At 67.9% G+C, this 18,972-nt stretch carries 18 protein-coding genes; 10 read left to right on the forward strand and 8 right to left on the reverse strand.

Features of this window, described 5'->3' with window-relative positions:
- Window positions 1-85: 85 nt before the first annotated feature.
- On the reverse strand, window positions 86-1,300 hold the full coding sequence (locus tag QH195_RS19525) for an MFS transporter (RefSeq protein ID WP_280436484.1): 1,215 nt from the start codon (window positions 1,298-1,300) through the stop codon (window positions 86-88).
- A 91-nt stretch (window positions 1,301-1,391) separates the two neighbouring features.
- Here QH195_RS19525 and QH195_RS19530 point away from each other — a divergent pair, with 91 nt between their 5' ends.
- A complete protein-coding gene (locus tag QH195_RS19530; protein ID WP_280436485.1) occupies window positions 1,392-1,709 on the forward strand; it encodes an ArsR/SmtB family transcription factor in 318 nt (105 codons plus the stop codon).
- Window positions 1,710-1,997: 288 nt separating this feature from the next.
- On the opposite strand, the gene QH195_RS19535 is transcribed toward QH195_RS19530, so the two are convergent.
- The 4 genes from QH195_RS19535 to QH195_RS19550 form a co-directional block, all read right to left on the reverse strand.
- Window positions 1,998-3,410, reverse strand: a complete 1,413-nt coding sequence (locus tag QH195_RS19535; RefSeq protein WP_432278359.1) for a M16 family metallopeptidase — start codon at window positions 3,408-3,410, stop codon at window positions 1,998-2,000.
- On the reverse strand, window positions 3,385-5,694 hold the full coding sequence (locus QH195_RS19540) for a polyribonucleotide nucleotidyltransferase (protein ID WP_280436486.1): 2,310 nt from the start codon (window positions 5,692-5,694) through the stop codon (window positions 3,385-3,387). The genes QH195_RS19535 and QH195_RS19540 overlap by 26 nt, the downstream gene beginning before the upstream one ends.
- A gap of 398 nt (window positions 5,695-6,092) precedes the next feature.
- Complete coding sequence (gene rpsO / locus QH195_RS19545; protein WP_195054650.1) at window positions 6,093-6,362, reverse strand: 30S ribosomal protein S15; 270 nt, start codon at window positions 6,360-6,362, stop codon at window positions 6,093-6,095.
- A 198-nt stretch (window positions 6,363-6,560) separates the two neighbouring features.
- Window positions 6,561-7,526, reverse strand: coding sequence for a bifunctional riboflavin kinase/FAD synthetase (locus tag QH195_RS19550; protein ID WP_280436487.1), 966 nt, complete (start codon window positions 7,524-7,526; stop codon window positions 6,561-6,563).
- 125 nt (window positions 7,527-7,651) lie between these two features.
- Here QH195_RS19550 and QH195_RS19555 point away from each other — a divergent pair, with 125 nt between their 5' ends.
- The 3 genes from QH195_RS19555 (at window position 7,652) to QH195_RS19565 (ending at window position 10,370) form a co-directional block, all read left to right on the forward strand.
- A complete protein-coding gene (locus QH195_RS19555) occupies window positions 7,652-8,395 on the forward strand; it encodes a metal-dependent transcriptional regulator (RefSeq protein ID WP_280424384.1) in 744 nt (247 codons plus the stop codon).
- Between the two features lie 169 nt (window positions 8,396-8,564).
- Window positions 8,565-9,812: an aspartate aminotransferase family protein gene (locus tag QH195_RS19560; RefSeq protein WP_280436488.1), complete on the forward strand. Its 1,248-nt coding sequence runs from the start codon at window positions 8,565-8,567 to the stop codon at window positions 9,810-9,812.
- A 63-nt stretch (window positions 9,813-9,875) separates the two neighbouring features.
- Entirely contained in the window at window positions 9,876-10,370 is a 495-nt protein-coding gene (locus tag QH195_RS19565; RefSeq protein WP_280436489.1) for a DUF3830 family protein, read from the forward strand.
- 155 nt (window positions 10,371-10,525) lie between these two features.
- Here QH195_RS19565 and QH195_RS19570 read toward each other — a convergent pair whose 3' ends face one another.
- Window positions 10,526-11,125 carry a TetR/AcrR family transcriptional regulator gene (locus QH195_RS19570; protein ID WP_280436490.1) on the reverse strand — a complete coding sequence of 200 codons (600 nt, stop codon included), beginning with the start codon at window positions 11,123-11,125 and terminating at the stop codon, window positions 10,526-10,528.
- A 226-nt stretch (window positions 11,126-11,351) separates the two neighbouring features.
- Here QH195_RS19570 and QH195_RS19575 point away from each other — a divergent pair, with 226 nt between their 5' ends.
- The 3 genes from QH195_RS19575 to QH195_RS19585 are packed head-to-tail and all read left to right on the forward strand — an operon-like array spanning window position 11,352 to window position 14,040.
- Window positions 11,352-12,065, forward strand: a complete 714-nt coding sequence (locus tag QH195_RS19575; RefSeq protein WP_280436491.1) for an SDR family oxidoreductase — start codon at window positions 11,352-11,354, stop codon at window positions 12,063-12,065.
- Window positions 12,066-12,121: 56 nt separating this feature from the next.
- On the forward strand, window positions 12,122-13,156 hold the full coding sequence (locus QH195_RS19580; protein WP_280436492.1) for an NADP-dependent oxidoreductase: 1,035 nt from the start codon (window positions 12,122-12,124) through the stop codon (window positions 13,154-13,156).
- A 26-nt stretch (window positions 13,157-13,182) separates the two neighbouring features.
- Window positions 13,183-14,040 carry an alpha/beta fold hydrolase gene (locus tag QH195_RS19585; RefSeq protein WP_280436493.1) on the forward strand — a complete coding sequence of 286 codons (858 nt, stop codon included), beginning with the start codon at window positions 13,183-13,185 and terminating at the stop codon, window positions 14,038-14,040.
- A 51-nt stretch (window positions 14,041-14,091) separates the two neighbouring features.
- On the opposite strand, the gene QH195_RS19590 is transcribed toward QH195_RS19585, so the two are convergent.
- Window positions 14,092-15,495 (reverse strand): amidase, encoded by a 1,404-nt coding sequence (locus QH195_RS19590; RefSeq protein WP_280436494.1) that lies wholly within the window; start codon window positions 15,493-15,495, stop codon window positions 14,092-14,094.
- A 13-nt stretch (window positions 15,496-15,508) separates the two neighbouring features.
- Window positions 15,509-16,474 (reverse strand): D-2-hydroxyacid dehydrogenase, encoded by a 966-nt coding sequence (locus QH195_RS19595; RefSeq protein WP_280419696.1) that lies wholly within the window; start codon window positions 16,472-16,474, stop codon window positions 15,509-15,511.
- Window positions 16,475-16,560: 86 nt separating this feature from the next.
- Between QH195_RS19595 and QH195_RS19600 the strand changes: the two genes are divergently transcribed.
- The 3 genes from QH195_RS19600 to QH195_RS19610 are packed head-to-tail and all read left to right on the forward strand — an operon-like array spanning window position 16,561 to window position 18,745.
- Window positions 16,561-17,301, forward strand: a complete 741-nt coding sequence (locus tag QH195_RS19600; protein WP_280419697.1) for a maleate cis-trans isomerase family protein — start codon at window positions 16,561-16,563, stop codon at window positions 17,299-17,301.
- 45 nt (window positions 17,302-17,346) lie between these two features.
- Window positions 17,347-18,078 (forward strand): maleate cis-trans isomerase family protein, encoded by a 732-nt coding sequence (locus QH195_RS19605; RefSeq protein ID WP_280436495.1) that lies wholly within the window; start codon window positions 17,347-17,349, stop codon window positions 18,076-18,078.
- On the forward strand, window positions 18,065-18,745 hold the full coding sequence (locus tag QH195_RS19610) for a GntR family transcriptional regulator (RefSeq protein WP_280419699.1): 681 nt from the start codon (window positions 18,065-18,067) through the stop codon (window positions 18,743-18,745). Before QH195_RS19605 ends, QH195_RS19610 begins: the two co-directional genes overlap by 14 nt.
- Window positions 18,746-18,972: the final 227 nt, after the last annotated feature.

Consider the following 18,972-nt stretch of genomic DNA (forward strand, 5'->3'; position numbering starts at 1 on the left):
CCTGGCGTATCACCCCCCCCCCGCCGGGGGGGCGCCCCCTTACCCCGCGGGGGCGGGGGGGCCCCCCGGCCCCCCCGCCCCGGTTTCATCCCGCGCCCGGCGGGGGCCGCCCGCCCCGCAGCCCGAGCAGCGCGGCGACGAGGCAGGCGAGAGCCACCGCGGCAATGAACCACGGGAACACCCGGTCCAGCCCCCAGGCGGTGGCGGCCCAGCCGGCCAGCACCGTCGGCAGCGCCATGGCCGTATAGGCCAGCAGGTAGTACGCGGACATGGTTTCGCCGCGTTTGTGCTCCGGCACCACATTGGACAGGTGGCGCAGCGAACCGCCGAAGCCGAGCCCGAAGGTGGCGCCGAGTACCAGACCGATGCCGACCACGGCCGTCCACTGATGGGTGGCCAGCGCCGGAATGGTCAGCAGCAGGGTGATCGCCATTCCGATATCGCCGATGATCGCGGCCCGCCGGGCCGGCACCCGGGTGGCGAACAGCTGCACCAGCGCGGCCGCCAGCGCCGTCGAGGCGACCACGACCCCGCCGAAGACCAGGTTGTGGATGCCCGTCCGTTCCGCGGCCAGCGACGGATACAGCGACAGCAGGACACCGAGCACCGACCACGCCGCCATCACGCCCAGCGCCGAGAACCAGAAATCGGTGCGGATCTCCTGCGGTACCGCCGGGCGCGCGATCCGGATCCGGCCCGCGACCCGCGCGGCGTGCGGTTCGCGAAGGGCGAGGACACCCGCGGCCACGATCAAGCAGATCACGCTGATCACGACGTACGGGGTACGCAAGGGATTGGGTGCGTACTGCGCGAGCAGTGCCGACCCCATGATCGCCACCGCCATACCGACATTGAAGGCCACGCCGCTGAGCTGGCCGGAGCGCGCGCCGCGGTGCGGACGCAGGTCGAGTAGTGCCGCGGCGCCGGCCACGACCGTCGCACCGACCGCCAATCCGTGCAGCGCCCGGGCCAGCACGAGCATCGCCACGGTGTCGGCGAGAACGAAGACCACGAGGCCCGCGATCATGGTCACGAACGCGCCGAGCAGCACCGGTTTACGTCCGACCACATCGGAGATACGCCCGGAAACCAGCACCGCCACCAGCGCGGCCACCGCGTACACCGCGAACACGATGGTGGTGACCAGCGGCGAGAGGTGCCATTCCTGCTCGTAGATGCCGTACAGCGGAGCGGGCACCCCCGATACTCCGAGTGCGACGCCGGTGGCACCCAGCACCAGCGCATAGGCCCAGGGCTGCACCGCTCGATCCACTGCCGGTGCCGCGATTGTCGCCGCCATCGAAACCCCGATCAGGTAAGTTTGAAGATTATCGAACTTGATCGACAGTAACGTAAGGTACGACGATCATCAAACCAACCGAGGCGGGCCAATGACCGACACCAGCACCGCGGCAACCCCCGTGGCCCCGCTGTCCGCCGTGCTCGGCGCGCTCCAGGATCCGGTACGCCTGGAAATGGTCCGCAGGCTCAGCAATGCGGGCACCGCCATGCGCTGCGCGTCCCTCTACGACGGCATCAACAAGTCGACCGCCACCCATCATTTCAAAATCCTGCGCGAAGCCGGCGTCACCGAACGGCTGGTCATCGACGGCCAGACCTACCAGCGGCTGCGTCGCGAGGCCCTCGACGAGGCGCTACCCGGTCTGCTGGTGTCGATCACGGAAGCCGCCAACCGCGCCCAGGGGTAGCCATCCGTCTGTCCCGTGCCCGCCGGGTCGCCGGGTCGCCGGGTCGCCGGGACATCGACCACGCGGATCGCCTGAAATGGCCACCGGTCATCCGGCACGCGCGTGAGTGGTAGTCCCGAGGTCCCCAGCAGGATATGACCTCCGACCGGAGCACTGCGGGCTCGGTGCGCAGTCGGCGTCGCGACCGACAGGTGCTCGACGGTCACATCCGAGGGCCGCTACGCACCGAACCCCTTCGACCGGCCGGCGCACGAAACGCCCCCCTGCGCATCGCCTCCGGCGGATAACTCAGCCCACCAGCCGGGTAACCGCAGTGGGCAGATCCCGTTTGCGGCGGTAAGGTCCGGCGATCGCGGCGGCGAACGGCCGGGCGAGCAGCGATCGGGCGATCTCGCCGACCTCCTCGGTGGTCACGGCGTCGATACGGGCCAGCGTCTCGGAGACGGTGCGGTGATTGCCGTAGCTGAGTTCACTGCGCCCGATCCGGTTCATCCGCGACGCCGAATCCTCCAGCCCGAGCACCAGCCCGCCGCGCAGCGACCCTTTCGCCCGGGCGCATTCGGCATCGGTGATCCCGTCGGCCGCGACCTCCTCGAGTACCCCGCGCGCCAGCGCCGCCACCTCGTTCAGGTTCTCCGGCTGGCAGCCGAGATACACCGAGAAGGCTCCGGTATCGGCGAAGGTGTCCACACTGGAGTACACCGAGTACGCCAGGCCGCGTTCCTCCCGGATCCGCTGGAACAGGCGGGAGCTCAACCCGCCGCCGATCACGGTGTTCAGTACCGACAGCGGCCAGCGGCGCGGGCCCTCGTGCCTGCCGTAGGCCCGGACCCCGAACACCAGATGCGCTTGTTCGCTGTCGCGATGAATCCAGCTCAGTTCCGGCGCGGACCGGGTCCGGAAATGTCCCTCGCGCCGCGGCGCGGGAGCGGCCGCCGGATCCAGCCGGCCGGCGACCGCCCGGTGCACCAGTTCCACCGTGTGCTCGTGGTCGATATTGCCGGCCACCGCCACCACCATCCGGTCCGGCGTGTACCGGCGCTGGTGGAACGACCGCAGCTGGCTCGCCCGCATGCCCTCGATCGATTCGATGGATCCGATGACGGGCCGCCCGATCGGGTGATCACCGAACAGGGCGGTGAGGAACGCGTCGCCGACCAGATCCTCCGGATCGTCGTCGCGCATGGCGATCTCTTCCAGGACGACCTGCCGTTCCAGGTCCACATCCACGGCCCGGCACAGCCCGTTGAGCACCACATCGCTGACCAGATCCACCGCCAGCGGCAGATCCTCGTCGACGACATGGGCGTAGTAGCAGGTCTGTTCCTTGGCGGTGAACGCATTGAGCTCACCGCCGACCGCGTCCATGGCCTCGGCGATATCCAGGGCCGACCGGGTCGGAGTGGCCTTGAACAGCAGGTGTTCCAGGAAATGCGCGGCACCGGCGACGGTGCGGCCCTCGTCGCGCGAACCGACCCCCACCCAGACCCCCACGGATGCCGAACGGACCCCGGGGACATGCTCGGTCACCACTCGCAGGCCGCCCGGCAGGACGGTACGCCGCACTCCGTTGTCGATTTCGACGGTTTCGCCGATCCGCCACGTCGATGACGAACCCCCCTGCCCACTCGGGCGCAGGGGGGCCGCTGTTTTCTGCTCCGTCACACGACCAGTACTACTCGGTCGCCGCGGTATCCGCATCGGCGGGCGCCTCGGCAGGTACCTCGTCGGCGTTCTCGTCGACGGGGACCAGCGAGATCTTGCCGCGGTTGTCGATATCGGCGATCTCGACCCGCAGCTTGTCACCCACGTTCACCACGTCCTCCACCTTGGCGACGCGCTTGCCGTTGCCGAGCTTGGAGATGTGCACCAGGCCGTCACGGCCGGGCAGCAGCGAGACGAACGCACCGAAGGCGGTGGTCTTGACCACGGTGCCGAGGAACCGCTCGCCGACCTTGGGCAGCTGCGGGTTCGCGATGGCGTTGATGGCGTCGATCGCGGCCTGCGCGGACGGGCCGTCGGTGGCCCCGACGAATACGGTGCCGTCGTCCTCGATGGAGATATTGGCGCCGGTGTCATCGGTGATCTGGTTGATCATCTTGCCCTTGGGCCCGATCACCTCGCCGATCTTGTCGACCGGGATCTTGATCGCGGTGACGCGCGGTGCGTAGGGGCTCATCTCGTCCGGGGTGGCGATGGCCTCGGCCATCACGTCCAGGATGGTGGTGCGGGCGTCGTGCGCCTGGCCCAGTGCACCGGCGAGCACCTGCGAGGGGATGCCGTCGAGCTTGGTGTCGAGCTGCAGGGCGGTGACGAAGTCACGGGTTCCGGCGACCTTGAAGTCCATATCGCCGAAGGCGTCCTCGGCGCCGAGGATATCGGTCAGCGCCACATAGCGGACCTCCTGCGCACCGGCGTCGTTGGTGACGGTGTCCGACACCAGGCCCATGGCGATACCCGCGACCGGCGCCTTCAGCGGCACACCGGCGTTGAGCAGCGACAGGGTCGATGCGCAGACCGAACCCATCGAGGTGGAACCGTTGGAGCTCAGCGCCTCGGAGACCTGGCGGATGGCGTACGGGAACTCGTCCTGGCTGGGCAGCACCGGCATCAGTGCCCGCTCGGCCAGCGCACCGTGGCCGATCTCGCGCCGCTTGGGCGAGCCGACCCGACCGGTCTCACCGGTCGAGTACGGCGGGAAGTTGTAATGGTGCATATAGCGCTTGGAGGTTTCCGGGCCGAGCGAATCCACCTGCTGCGCCATCTTGACCATATCGAGGGTGGTGACACCCATGATCTGGGTTTCACCGCGCTCGAACAGCGCCGAACCGTGGGCCCGCGGCACCACGGCGACCTCCGCGGACAGCGCGCGGATATCGGCCAGGCCGCGGCCGTCGATCCGGAAACCGTCGGTGAGGATGCGCTGGCGGACCAGTTTCTTGGTCACCGAGCGGAAGGCGGCGCCGAGTTCCTTCTCGCGGCCCTCGAACGCCTCGCCCAGCCGGGAGAGCACCTCGAGTTTGATCTCGTCGATCTTCTCCTCGCGCTCCTGCTTACCGGCGATGCTCAGCGCCTCCGACAGCGGAGCCTTGGCGGCGTCCTCAACGGCGGCGTACGCATCGTCGGCGTACGGCGGGAACAGCGGGAAATCCTCGGTGGGCTTGGCCGCCAGCTCGGCCATGTCCTGCTGGGCCCGGCACAGGCGGGCGATGAACGGTTTGGCGGCCTCCAGGCCCTCCGCGACCACGGTTTCGGTCGGCGCCTGCGCCCCGCCCTCGACCAGCGCGATCACGTTCTCGGTGGCTTCCGCCTCGACCATCATGATCGCGACATCACCGGTATCGGTGACCCGGCCGGCCACGACCATATCGAAAACAGCCTTCTCCAGCTGTTCATTGGTCGGGAAGGCGACCCACTGGCCACCTGCCGGGGTGCCGGCCACGGAATCGTTGATCAGCGCGACCCGCACCCCGCCGACCGGACCGGAGAACGGCAGGCCCGCGATCTGGGTGGACGCCGACGCCGCGTTGATGGCGACCACATCGTAGAGATCCTTCGGATCCAGGCTCAGCACCGTCACCACGACCTGGATCTCGTTGCGCAGGCCGTCCACGAAGGAGGGGCGCAGCGGCCGGTCGATGAGGCGGCAGGTGAGGATCGCGTCGGTGGAGGGGCGGCCCTCGCGGCGGAAGAAGGATCCGGGGATCCGGCCCGCCGCATACATCCGCTCTTCGACATCGACGGTCAGCGGGAAGAAATCGAACTGGTCCTTGGGGTGCTTACCGGCGGTGGTCGCCGACAGCAGCATGGTCTCGTCGTCCAGGTAGGCGACGACCGAACCGGCGGCCTGTTTGGCCAGCCGGCCGGTTTCGAAACGTACGGTGCGGGTGCCGAAGACGCCGTTGTCGATCAGCGCGACGGATTCGAAAACACCCGGTTCGACCTCGATGGCCGAGCTCGTCGAGCGTTCGGTGGTTTCTGGCATATCTCTGTTCTCAACCTCTCGTCTCGCCGGATACCGCGCCCGGTGGCGCGATCCGGCTGTGTCAGCCGTACCAGGTTTGGACGCGGCGCGACGGCGTAACCGCGGTGACCGTCGAGGTCAGCGGCCGCCGTATAGCGGGCTGCGGCGCGTACACCCGGCCGGATCCCCTTGGATACGGCGACGCGGAGGCGGTCAACGATCGAAGCTCTCCGGCGTATCAACCCCGGCCGAAAAGCCACTACCGAAGACCGACGCCACGAGCGCGGGTGCGACGGCTGGTTCTGTCGTTCTCGTACGCGGGAGGTCCCCCGCACACGAAAATGCCGACGAGGCGATTGTATGCGCCCCGTCGGCATACGTGACGCCCGGCTCGTCGAACCGGGCGTGTTCACGGAATATCAGCGCCGCAGGCCCAGGCGTTCGATCAGGCTGCGGTACCGGTTGATGTCCTTGTCCGCCAAGTACTTCGACAGGCGCTTACGGCGGCCGATCAGCGCCATCAGGCCGTGGCGGGTGTGGTGGTCGTGCTTGTGCACCTTGAGGTGCTCGGTGATCTCGGAGATCCGCTTGGACAGCAGCGCGATCTGCGCCTCCGGGGAACCGGTGTCCGTTTCGTGCAGACCGTACTCGGCCAGAATCGACTTCTTCTGCTCGGTGGTCAACGCCATGGGGCATCCACTCCTGTTTCTCAGTTCCGCGCGTAAGGAACCCGGCCGCCCGGGAATCGTCCACCTCTGCAGGTGAACGGCTCACCGATCGTCGTATCCGGGGTGGGCGCCGCCGCGGACCGCAGCAGACCCGACGAGCCACCCTACCGGAGCGGTCCGGGTCCCGGCCCGGGGGGTCGGTAACCCCACACCGCGCTGCTAGCTCCCGGCGCCGAGGATCTTGCGGGCGGTGTCGACATCGCGGCCCATGGCGGCGACGAGTTCGTCGACCGACTCGAACTTGCGCATCCCGCGCAGATGGTCCACGAAATCCACGGCCACATGCTGTCCGTAGAGGTCGGCCTCGCGGTCCAGCACGTAGACCTCGACGGTGCGGGCACGCCCGGAGAAGGTGGGGTTGGTACCCACCGAAACCGCCGCCATGGCGGGCTGCCCCGGGGTCACCGTGCCTATCGTGGGCCCGGGGCCGAGCACGGTGAACCAGGCCGCGTAGACACCGTCGGCCGGGATCGCGGCGTGCATGGGCGGCGCGACGTTGGCGGTGGGGAATCCCAAGCTCTTGCCGCGACCGTCACCGCGCACCACCACCCCCTCGACCCGGTGCGGCCGGCCGAGCGCATCCGCGGCGGCGGCCATGTCCCCGGCGTCCACACAGGCACGGATATAGGTGGAGGAGAAAGTGACGGCGTGTTCGCCCAGCAGGGTCACGCCGTCGACGGCGAAACCGAAGCGGTCGCCGAGCTCGCGCATGGTGGCGACCGTTCCTGCCGCCTTCTTGCCGAAGGTGAAATTGTCGCCGACCACCACCTCGGCCACATGCAGGCGTTCCACGAGCAGATCGTGCACGTATTCGGCCGGCGTGAGTTTCATGAAGTCGTGGGTGAACGGCATCACGCAGAAGACGTCGACACCGAGTTCCTCGGCGAGTTCGGCACGCCGGGTGAGGGTGGTGAGTTGCGCGGGATGGGAACCGGGCCGGATCACCTCCATCGGATGCGGATCGAAGGTCATCAATACCGCCGGGACGCCGCGCGCGGCAGCGGACTTCACCGCCCGGCTGATCAACTGCGCGTGACCGCGATGAACACCGTCGAACACGCCGATTGTGAGCACGCACCGCCCCCAGTCCGCGGGTACGTCGTCGAGACTTCGCCACCTCTGCACAGACGCCAAGCCTACGCAAACAAGCGGCCGCACCGTATTCGGGTGGGACGGCTGCCGGGCCCCGGCTACGCACGCGCGAACACGGGGTTTCGCGGAGGTGGCGGGATAGGTGTATCGCACCGCGAATGCTTAAGCTCGTGGTTGTGCCCGGAAAACGAGATATCGCCACCCGACGGGAACTCGCCGACGCCGGGGAATCGGCCGCTCCGGGGCTGTCGTCGGTGGCCCAGGATTACCTGAAAGTCATCTGGACGACCCAGGAGTGGTCACAGGAACGGGTGAGCACGAAACTGCTCGCGGAGCGGATCGGCGTCTCCGCCTCGACCGTCTCGGAGGCGGTGCGCAAGCTGTCGGATCAGGGTTTGGTGGAGCATGCCCGGTACGGCTCCATCACACTGACCGAGGAGGGCCGCCGGGCCGCGATCGCGATGGTGCGCCGGCACCGGCTGATCGAGACGTTTCTGGTGAGCGAGCTCGGTTACGGCTGGGACGAGGTCCACGACGAGGCGGAGATCCTCGAGCACGCCGTCTCGGATCTGTTGATGGCCCGGATCGATGCCAAGCTCGGCTTCCCGGACCGGGATCCGCACGGCGATCCGATTCCGTCCGTGGATGGCGCGGTGCCTACTCCGCCGGCCCGCCGGTTGATCGATTTCGAGGCGGGCGAATCGGGGCGGGTGGCCCGTATCTCCGATTCCGACCCGGATATGTTGCGCTATTTCGATTCGGTGGGAATAGCGCTGGATACGGTGATCGTGGTGGTGGAGCGGCGGGATTTCGCCGGGACCATCGCGGTACGGATCGGGCGGGACGAAAACCTCACGGATCTGGGCAGTATCGCCGCCGAGGCGATCTGGCTGCGGGACTGACCGCGGGGTAGTTCCGACACGCCCGGACGGGCGTGGCCGATGTCCGGGCATTGCCGGAGGCGACCTCGCCGTGATATCCATATTGTCAACAATCCGACAATCGTGAACTCACGATCTCGCATACTCGTCGGTCCGGACCGCCGCACCGACCGTCCCGGGAGGCGCCACCATGGCCGAACTGTCCCCGATCCTGAAGCAGGCCACCCCGGTCACCGTCGACCACGGCGAGGGCTGCTATCTCTACGCCACCGACGGTCGCCGATACCTCGATTTCACGGCCGGTATCGGAGTCACCAGCACCGGCCACTGCCATCCGCGGGTCGTGGCGGCGGCCCAGGAGCAGGTCGCGAAACTGATCCACGGCCAATACACGACGGTGATGCACCGGCCGATGCTCGAACTCACCGAACGCCTGGGCACGGTGCTGCCCGCGGGATTGGATTCGGTGTTCTACGCCAATTCGGGCAGCGAGGCGATCGAAGCGGCACTGCGGCTGGCCCGCCAGGCCACCGGGCGCCCGAATGTGATCGTCTTCCACGGCGGATTCCACGGCCGCACCGTGGCCGCCGCGACCATGACCACCTCCGGCACCCGGTTCTCCGCCGGTTTCAGCCCGCTCATGTCCGGTGTGCAAGTCGCACCCTTTCCCACCGCCTACCGCTACGGCTGGAGCGAGGAGGAAGCGACCTCCTTCGCACTGCGCGAACTCGACTATGTATTCGCCACCCTCACCTCCCCCGCCGAAACCGCGGCCTTCGTCGTCGAACCGGTTCTCGGCGAGGGCGGATACATCCCCGGCAACCGGGTGTTCTTCGAGGGTTTGCGCGAACGCGCCGACCGGCACGGCATCCTGCTGATCTTCGACGAGATCCAGACCGGTTTCGGCCGGACCGGAAAGTTCTTCGGTCACCAGCATTTCGGCGTCGAGCCGGATGTCATCACCATGGCCAAGGGGTTGGCCAGTGGCTTCCCCATCTCCGGAATCGCCGCCTCGGCCGAACTGATGAGCGCCGCCTGGCCCGGGTCGCAAGGCGGCACCTACGGCGGTAACGCTGTGGCCTGCGCCGCCGCGCTCGCCACCCTCGAGGTGATCGAATCGGAAAAGCTCGTCGAGAACGCGCGGGTCCGGGGCGAACAACTGCTGGCCGGTGTGCGGGCGGCCGAATCCAAGGCCATCGGTGACACCCGCGGACTCGGGCTGCTTGTCGGTGCGGAGTTCACCGCCGCAGACGGCACGCCGGACCGGGAAACCGCCACTGCCGCCCAGCAACTCGCGGCCGCGAAGGGCCTGCTGCTGCTGACCTGCGGTGCGCATATGAACGTGGTGCGCATGATCCCACCCCTCGTCGTCGCCGAGACCCAGGTCGCCGACGCGCTCGACATCTGGTCCGACGTACTCGCCGAGCTCGGCCGCTGATCCCATCCGCGAGGAGACCGGCCGCGCAGTCGGTGTCCTCCGCACGACCATCAGGACGAATACATGGCGCGCTATCTGACGATCACCCTGACCAAAGCCGGAACAACCTGCCGCGCCCGACTGCTCGACGAGCAGGCGCCGCGGACCTGCGCCGCGGTATGGGATGCCCTGCCACAGGAAGGCGATGCCTTCCACGCCAAATACGCCCGTAACGAGGTCTATACCCTGGTGCCCCGGATCCAGGGCGCGCCGCACCGCGAGAACCCCACTGTCACACCCATTCCCGGCGACGTCTGCCTGTTCGATTTCGAACCCTGGGAGATCGGCAACCCGGCCTACGGCTACGAACCGGGGTCGGCCGCTCATCACGCGCAGGGCGCCACCGATCTCGCACTGTTCTACGGCCGCAACAACCTGCTCATCAACGGCGATCTGGGCTGGGTCCCCGGCAATGTCTTCGCCACCATCGAGGACGGCCTGGACGAGCTCGCCGCCGCCTGCAACACGCTGTGGCTACACGGCGTCGCGGGCGAATCCCTCGCCTTCGCCCGCGCCTGAGCACACCCCACCTGCCGTGTCGGTGTGTGCCGCGCCCGGCCGCACCGACACGACGCGAGCCGCATACTCGAACCGGCGCCGATCACCCGCGCGACGTACGACCCGGACAACCGGGTCCGTCGCACTCGTGCGAGGTACCCGGGTTTGCCGGCGCATCACGGCAGGAGGGCAGAGACTTGACTCCTGATATCCGCCACGATCTCGTCGACACTGTGCGCGATATTGGCAGTGGCCGCCATGGCAAGAAACATGACCGCGGACACCACATGCGCCAACGTCGCGGCCGCGGCCGCACCGACCCGCCCGTCTCGGCCCAGTATCGCGGCGATGGCGCTCTCGGTCCGCTCGACGATGGCCAGGGCTTCGCGGTGGTGGGGTTCTTCCGGGTTGCCGAAGACCATCTCCCGCAGATAGGTGCGCCCGTTGTCGATCTGGGTGCGGTTACACCCCACTATCGGACGGACGATCGCCATCACGGCGTCGAGCACGTCGGGGGTATTCTCGGCAGCCGCACGCCCCCGCTCGAGTGCTTCGTTGTAGTGGGCGTTCTGCACGAGTAGCAGCAATTCGCCCTTGGTCTTGGCGTACAGGAACACCGTCCCGGCCCCGACGTCGGCCTTGTCGGCAATCTGCTGGGTGGTCACCTCGTCGACGCCGTATTCGGCGAAGAGCTCGCCGGCGGCCGCGGTGATGCGGTCGAGCTTCTGCTGCTTGTTCCGCTCGCGCCTACCGACCGGCTGAGGAGCGAATGGCATAACAGGTGTCCTTCTCGGAATAAATTCTGACTGCGCTCAGTTTTGAGTGTAGTCAGTATTGATACGGCTGGGTCGGGTGTGTTTCCTTCAGATCTTCCCATCAGGAAACGCTCCTTTCCGGCCGGTGACGAATCCGGCCGACCACCTCTAGGGGACGGCGGCTCACCACCAGCCCCGAATCAGCGGCACCCGCGGGTACCGCGCCCCGAAACAGAAAGAGCGTGACATGCCCTCACTCGACGGAGCCGTTGTGCTCGTGACCGGAGCGAACGGCGGTATCGGAACGCATTTCGTCCACGAAGCCCTCGCGCGTGGCGCGGCGAAGGTCTACGCCACCGCCCGCAACCCCCGGGACTGGAACGACGAGCGAATCGTCCCGCTCGCCCTCGATGTCACCGACCCCGAATCCATCCGGGCCGCCGCCACCACCGCGCCGGACGTGACCGTGCTCATCAACAACGCCGGCGCATCGGTTTCCAGTGCCGGCATCCTCACCCATACTGAAGAGGAGATCCGCACCAACGTCGAGACGAACTTCCTCGGCCCGCTTTTCCTCACCCGCGCCTTCGCCCCGGTCCTGAGCAGCACGAACGGGTCGGTGATCATCGATATCCACTCTCTGCTGAGCTGGTACGCCGTTGCCGGTATCTACAGCGCCACCAAGGCAGCCCTGTGGTCGGCGACCAATTCCCTGCGTCTCGAGCTCGCCCCCGCGGGCGTCCACGTCGTCGGGGTGCATGTCGGCTACGTCGACACTCCGATGGCCGCGCACACCACCGAACCCAAGACACAACCTGCGGACCTCGTACGGACGGTGTTCGACGCCGTCGAAGCCGGCGAATACGAGGTCCTTGCCGATGCGGCTTCCGCCCAGGTCAAGGCGGTCCTCAGCGCGCCCGTCGAGGCGCTCTATCCCCAACTCGACGCCACCCACAGTTGAGCAGCCTGCCGCGAACGGCCGCCCGGCCGACGGTACAGACCGAAGGAGCATGATCCATGCGAGCGTTTGTCGTCAGCGAATACCGAGGCCCCCTCCGTGAGACCGACGTACCGGAGCCGGTTGTCGGCGAGCACGACGTGCTGGTGCAGGTGCACGCCGCCGGGGTGAACCAGCTGGACGAAAAGATCCGCATCGGCGAGTTCAAGCGGATCCTGCCGTATGAACTGCCGCTGATTCTCGGTAACGATCTGGCCGGTGTGGTCCTCCGGGTCGGCAGCCGAGTGCGGTCGTTCGAACCCGGAGACGAGGTCTACGCCAGACCCGGCGCAGACCGCATCGGGACGTTCGCAGAGCGCATCGCCGTCGCCGAAGCCGATCTGGCGCTCAGACCGGAATCGACCACCATCGAGGAGGCGGCCACCCTGCCGCTGGTGGCGCTGACCGCGTGGCAGGCGCTCGTGGAGCGCGGCAACCTGCAAGCCGGTCAGAAAGTTCTCATCCACGCCGGAGCCGGCGGTGTGGGGTCCATCGCGATCCAGCTCGCCAAGCACCTCGGTGCGACGGTTGCGACAACAGCCGGCGCGGCCAACGCGAGCTTCGTCCGGGAACTCGGCGCCGACACCGTTATCGACTACCGCAGCCAGGACTTCGCACAGGTACTGCACGACCACGATCTGGTACTGGACAGCCTCGGCGGCAAGAATCTCGAGAAATCACTGCGCGTACTGCGGCCCGGTGGAAAGGCAATCGGGATAGCCGGCCCTCCGGACCCGGCCTTCGCCCGCGAAATCGGCGCGAGCCCGGTGCTGCGCCTCGCGGTCACCGGGCTCAGTGCCGGCATCCGCCGTCGGGCCCGGCGGCTGGGCGTGAGCTACGAGTTCCTGTTCATGCACGCCGACGGGGACCAGCTGCGCCGGATCGCCACCCTGGTCGACGACGGCACGTTACGTCCTGTCGTCGGACGGGTCTTTCCGTTCGACCGGACCCCGCAGGCGCTCGAAGCGCTGGTAAAAGGCGGTATCCGAGGTAAAGCCGTCATCAGCGGCATCTCCCCCGCCACCACCACCACGAGCGACAGCACCGAGACCTGACACCCACGACCCCCCCGGGAATCACCATGACCACCGAGAACGATCCCGTCGCCACCTCCTACGCGGAGGCGCCGACCCGTACCGTCACCGCAGGTGACACCACCTACGCGTACCGCGAGCTGGGACCTGAGTCCGGCACCCCGGTCGTCTTCTTCGTTCACCTCGCCGCGACCCTCGACAATTGGGATCCCCGCATCATCGATCCCCTCGCAGCGAACCACCACATCATCGCCTTCGACAACCGCGGTGTCGGTGCGTCCACCGGCACAGTTCCCGACAGTGTGGAAGCGATGGCCGAGGACGCCGTGGCCTTCCTCGAAGCCCTCGGATTCGACGAGGTCGACATCTTCTCGTTCTCACTCGGCGGCATGGTCGCCCAGGCTCTCGTGCTCGAGCGTCCCGACCTGGTCCGCAGGCTCATCCTCACCGGGACCGGCCCCGCCGGCGGGAAGGGCATCGACAAGGTCGCCCGAACCACCTACTACGACATCCTCCGCGCAACGCTTACCCGGTCCGACCCGAAGGAGTTCCTGTTCTTCAACCGCGACGCAACCGGTAAACGCGCCGCCCGCGCTTTCGTCGAACGCCTCGACGAGCGCACCGCCGACCGGGACGCCCCGATCACGGTGAAGGCGTTCCGGGCGCAGCTGCGGGCGATAAAGAAATGGGGCCGCTCCGCGCCGGCCGATCTCTCGAAGATCACCCAGCCCACCCTGATCGCCAATGGCGACAACGACCGGATGGTGCCGTCGATCCTCTCCGTGGACCTGCACCAGCGCATCGAGGACTCCGAGCTGGTCATCTACCCCGGCGCCGGGCACGGCGGCATTTTCCAGTTCCACGAGGAGTTCGCGCCCACCGCCGCGGAATTCCTCGCCCGCTGATCCGCACCGCACAGACGCCGGCAGCCACGACGCAACGGGTGGGCGCCCTGATCAGCGCGCGGCCAGCACCGCCTCCGCGAACCGGCCGACCGCCAGGACGAGATCGTCGGAATGCCGGGGGCCGATGATCTGCAGACCGACCGGTAGCCCATCGCTCGTCAGCCCGGCCGGGATACTCAGCGCGGGCTGCTGGGTGAGGTTGAACGGATAGGTGTAGGGCGTCCAATCCGGCCAGTCCGACATCCCGCTGTCCGGTGGGACATCGTGCCCCGCCGCGAACGCCGGGATCGGCACCGTGGGCGTGAGGAGCAGGTCGTAGACGGTATGGAAGGTGCCCATGGTGATCGCGACCTGGGCGGCGACGGCGCGGGCATCGAGATAGTCGGTCGCGGAGAGGGTTTCGCCGTGCTCCCAGACCCGGCGCAGACCCGGGTCGGCCTTCTCCCGGGCACCCGGCGGGAAACTCGCCAGCATGGCCGCGGCGCCCGCCGCCCACATCACGTCGAAGGCTGCGCGTGGATCGGAGAAACCGGGGTCGGCGGCCGAAACGCGGAGCCCGGCTGTCTCCAGTGCGGTGACCGCCCCGGAGACGATCGCCTCGACCTCCGGATCGGGCCGCACATAGCCCAGCGTCGGCGAGTAGGCGGCGGTCACGCCGCGGACGTCACGCTGGATCTGCCCGCGGAACGTGGTGAGGGTGGGCGCCAACGCGGTGGGGTCGCGCGGGTCCGGCAGCGCGAGAATGTCCAGCAGGAGTGCCGCGTCCTCGACGGTGCGGGTCAGCGGTCCGGCATGCGCGAGCGGGCCGAACGGGCTGGCCGGGTACAGCGGGATGCGGCCGTGGGTGGGTTTGAAACCCACGATGCCGCAGAATGCGGCGGGAATCCGGACACTGCCGCCGCCGTCGGTACCCACCGAGACCGGGCCCATCCCGGCGGCGACCGCCGCGGCACTGCCACCGGAGGATCCACCGGCGGTTCGGGCGGGATCGACGGGGTTGCGGGTGATACCGGTCAGCGGACTGTCCGTCACACCCTTCCAGGCGATCTCGGGCGTGGTGGTTTTACCCACCATCACCATCCCGTCCTCACGAACCCGCGCGGCGACGGGACTGTCCACCGGCCAGGGGCCGTCCGGCCCGATGCTCAGCGAGCCGCGGCGAGTGGGCCAGTCCTCGGTGAGGAAGATGTCCTTGATCGAGATCGGTACACCGTCGAGGAGCCCGCGGACATGCCCGGATTGCCAGCGCGCCTCGGAATCCTTGGCCTGCACCAGTGCCCGGTCGGGATCGACGAGGCAGTAGGCGTTGATATCGGTATCTCGCGCGGTGATGGCGGCGAGCACCGCCTCGGTCGCCTCCACCGGTGACAACGTCCCGGCGGCATAGGCGGAGACCAGTTCGACCGCGGTCATCTCGACAGGGTCGGTCGGTCGGGGTACCTCGGGCTGGTTCATCTGCGGCCCTCCTTCAGCCGGGCACATACCCCAGCGTCTTGTCGACGACATTGTCCAGTGGCCGACCGGCCAGCCAGTGGTCGAAATTGGTGACGAACGCGGTGACGATCTCCGCGCGCCAACCGGCGAAATCACCGGAATTGTGCGGGGTGATATGCGCATTGGGCAACTGCCAGAGGGGATGACCGGGGGGCAGCGGCTCCGGATCCACGACATCCAGCGCGGCCCCGGCTATCGCGCCGGTCTCCAGCGCGGTGACCAGATCATCGGTGACCACCAGTTCACCACGCCCGACATTGACGAAGCGGGCGTGCGGTTTCATCGCACCGAAGGCCCGGGCGTCGAACATATGCCGAGTACGGTCGGTCAGCGGGGCGATCGCGACGACGTAGTCCGCGCCGGGGAGTTCGGCGATCAGATCGGTGGTGACGGTGCCGAAATCGGGATCACCGGTGCGGGCGCGGCGGCCGACCGCGCGGACCTGCATTCCGGCGGCCCGCAGCAATCCGGCGACGGCACGGCCGATCGATCCGGTGCCGACGATGAGCGCGGTGGACCCGGCGATCCGCTCGGATTCGCGATGATGCCAGATCTCCTGCCGCTGCAGCCGCTTCGACCCGGACAGATCCTTGGCGAAATCGAGAATCTGACCGAGGACGTATTCGGCGATCGCGGTATCGAAGACTCCGCGGGTGTTGGTGACCACTACATCGCTGTCCCGCAGTTCGTCGAACATCACCGTATCGACACCGGTGGCACCGATATGCAGCCAGCTCAACCGGTCCGCCGCCGGCCAGGCACCGGGCAGCGCACGGGTTTGGAAGTCGTAGACGAACAGCACATCGGCACCGGGTAGCGCGGCGGCCAACCCGGCCGAATCCGTGTAGCGCACCGTGGCCCGCGCACTGACCGGCGCCATCGAGGCCGGATCGGGCTGCTGGTCACTGTGCACAATCGTGACGATGGGGCCCGATTTCATATTGACACAGTATGGTCACATCGTATGATTGTCAACAATCCGATCGTTCTCGGAGGTCTACCCGGCTGAGCGCGAGAGGGGCCGCAGTGGAGTTCGATTTCCCCGATATCGAGGGTCCCGTAGCGCAACGGGGCATCGGTGTCATCGCACCGTTCGACCTCGCCCTGGAGCGCGAACTCTGGCGCTGGGCGCCGCTGGAGGTGAGCCTGCATCTGGCCCGCACACCCTACGAACCGGTCCCGGTGTCGCTGGCCATGGCCGAATTGGTTTCCGACGCCACTCATCTCACGGCCGCGACGCGCAATGTTCTGCACGTGGAACCCGAAGTCGTGGCCTATCTGTGCACATCCGGCAGTTTCATCAAAGGCATCGAATACGAACGCTCGCTGCGGGAGACGATCTGCCGGGCCGGCGCCCCGAACGCCGTCACCACCTCCGGCGCATTACTCGAGGCGGTCAAACATCTCGGCATCGAAAGCCTGTCGATCATGACCCCCTACGACGAGGTTCTCACCGGCAAACTGCGCGACTTCCTCGACGAAGCGGGCTGCGCGGTCGTCCGCTCGGACCACCTCGGCCTGGGCGGCGGTATCTGGAAGGTCAACTACCGCACCATCGCCGAACGCATCCTCGGTGCCGACGATCCGCGGGCCGAGGCGATTTTCGTCAGCTGTACGAACCTGCCCACCTACGACATCATCGAACCGCTGGAAAAGGTTCTGGGCAAACCGATTCTCACGGCCAATCAGCTCACCATGTGGGCCTGTCTCGGGCGGATGAAACTGCCGATGATGGGCCCGGGCCGGTGGCTGCTGGAGGTGTTCTGAAAAATGATGTCCCCGAACGGAACCCAGCTCGGAAACGGAGGGCCCATGCCGGCACCGACCATCGGATTCATCTATCCCGACCACGCCGCCGAGGACGACTACCCACGCGCGGAGGCGCTGCTGGACGCGCGGCTGCCGGTGGCCCATATCTACGGCACCGATCTGCACGCCGTTCCCGAACTGCTGGATTTGGGCAGCCCGGCCAAACTCCGCGACGGCACCGCCCGCCTCGCCAGGCACCGGCCGGACGCGGTGGTCTGGGCATGCACCTCCGGCAGTTTCGTCTACGGCCCCGATGGTGCCCGCGAGCAGGTCCAGGGGTTGTCCGAGGCCGCGGGCGTCCCGGCGTCCAGCACCAGTTTCGCGTTCGTGGCGGCCGCGCAAGCGCTGGGCATCCGGCGGGTGGCGGTCGCGGCGAGCTACCCCGCGGATGTGGCCGGGCTGTTCGCCGATTTCCTGGCCGATGCCGGGATCACCGTGACGGCATTCGCGAGCGCGGGTATCGAAACCGCCGCCGAAGTCGGCACACTCGACGCCGACCAGGTACTGGCGCTGGCACGGGCCAACGACCACTCGGAGGCGGAGGCCCTGCTGATCCCCGATACCGCCATGCATACCCTCGAGGTGCTGCCCCGGCTGGAGGCCGCGCTGGGTAAACCGGTACTGACGGCGAACCAGGTCACCATCTGGGAGGGGTTGCGACTCGCCGGCGCCACCCGGATCGTCCCGTCCCTGGGCGCACTTTTCGCGGAAAGGCCCGCATATGTCGGTCATTGATTTCGAACCCGTCAATCAGCGTTCCACCGCGGAGATGATCGCCGACAGCCTGCGCGAGGCCATCATGCGCGGCGCACTGGAACCGGGAGCACAGCTGGGCGAAGCCGACCTCGCCACGCAGTTCGGGGTCTCCCGCGGACCGGTCCGGGAAGCGATGCAGCGGCTGGTATCCGAGGGCCTGCTGCACAGTATCCGCAACCGCGGCATCTTCGTCATCGAACTCACCCTCGCCGATGTCGTCGATATCTACCGGTCGCGCACCGCGATCGAAGGCGGCGCACTCGCGCTGATCCTCGACGACCGCCGCGATATCGCCTACGAGGCACTCGCACCGAGTGTGCACGCCATGCTCGAACGGGCCGCGGCGGGCGATGCCGCCGGAGTCTCCGACGCCGATCAGCAGTTCCACGAGGCCTTGGTGGCGGCGGCGGGTAGTACGCGACTCGTGCGAGCGGCGCGCACGCTGCTGATCGAAACCCGTATGTGCCTGGGCAAGCTGCAGACCACCTATCCCGATCTACGCGAGCAGGCCGACGAGCACGTGGCGCTTCGGGAAGCGATCGGCGCGGCCTCCCCGGCGCGCGCCCAGCGTCTGCTGCGCGACCATATGGACGACGCGGTCCAGCGCCTGCGCGGCCAATACGCCGAAGAGCCCCTCCCCCACTGAAGCCGGATGTGCGCACCGCATGCCGCATGAGGTGCATCGTCCCGCCCGTGCCCGCCTCGCACTCTCGGCGCGGCGGTGCGTGTATACCGCGACACACGGGCGGCAGCGCGCTGTTCGTACAGCAACCGACACGACAGCGGCTGCCTCGGACCGCGGCGCCGTGAAGAAACCCGGCCGGCGCTCGGTGGCCGGGCGGCTCGCGCGACTCGGCGTCGAGGTGCTGGAAA

Origin of the sequence: Nocardia carnea (assembly GCF_029868855.1) — a bacterium.
Classification (GTDB): Bacteria; Actinomycetota; Actinomycetes; order Mycobacteriales; family Mycobacteriaceae; genus Nocardia; species Nocardia carnea_A.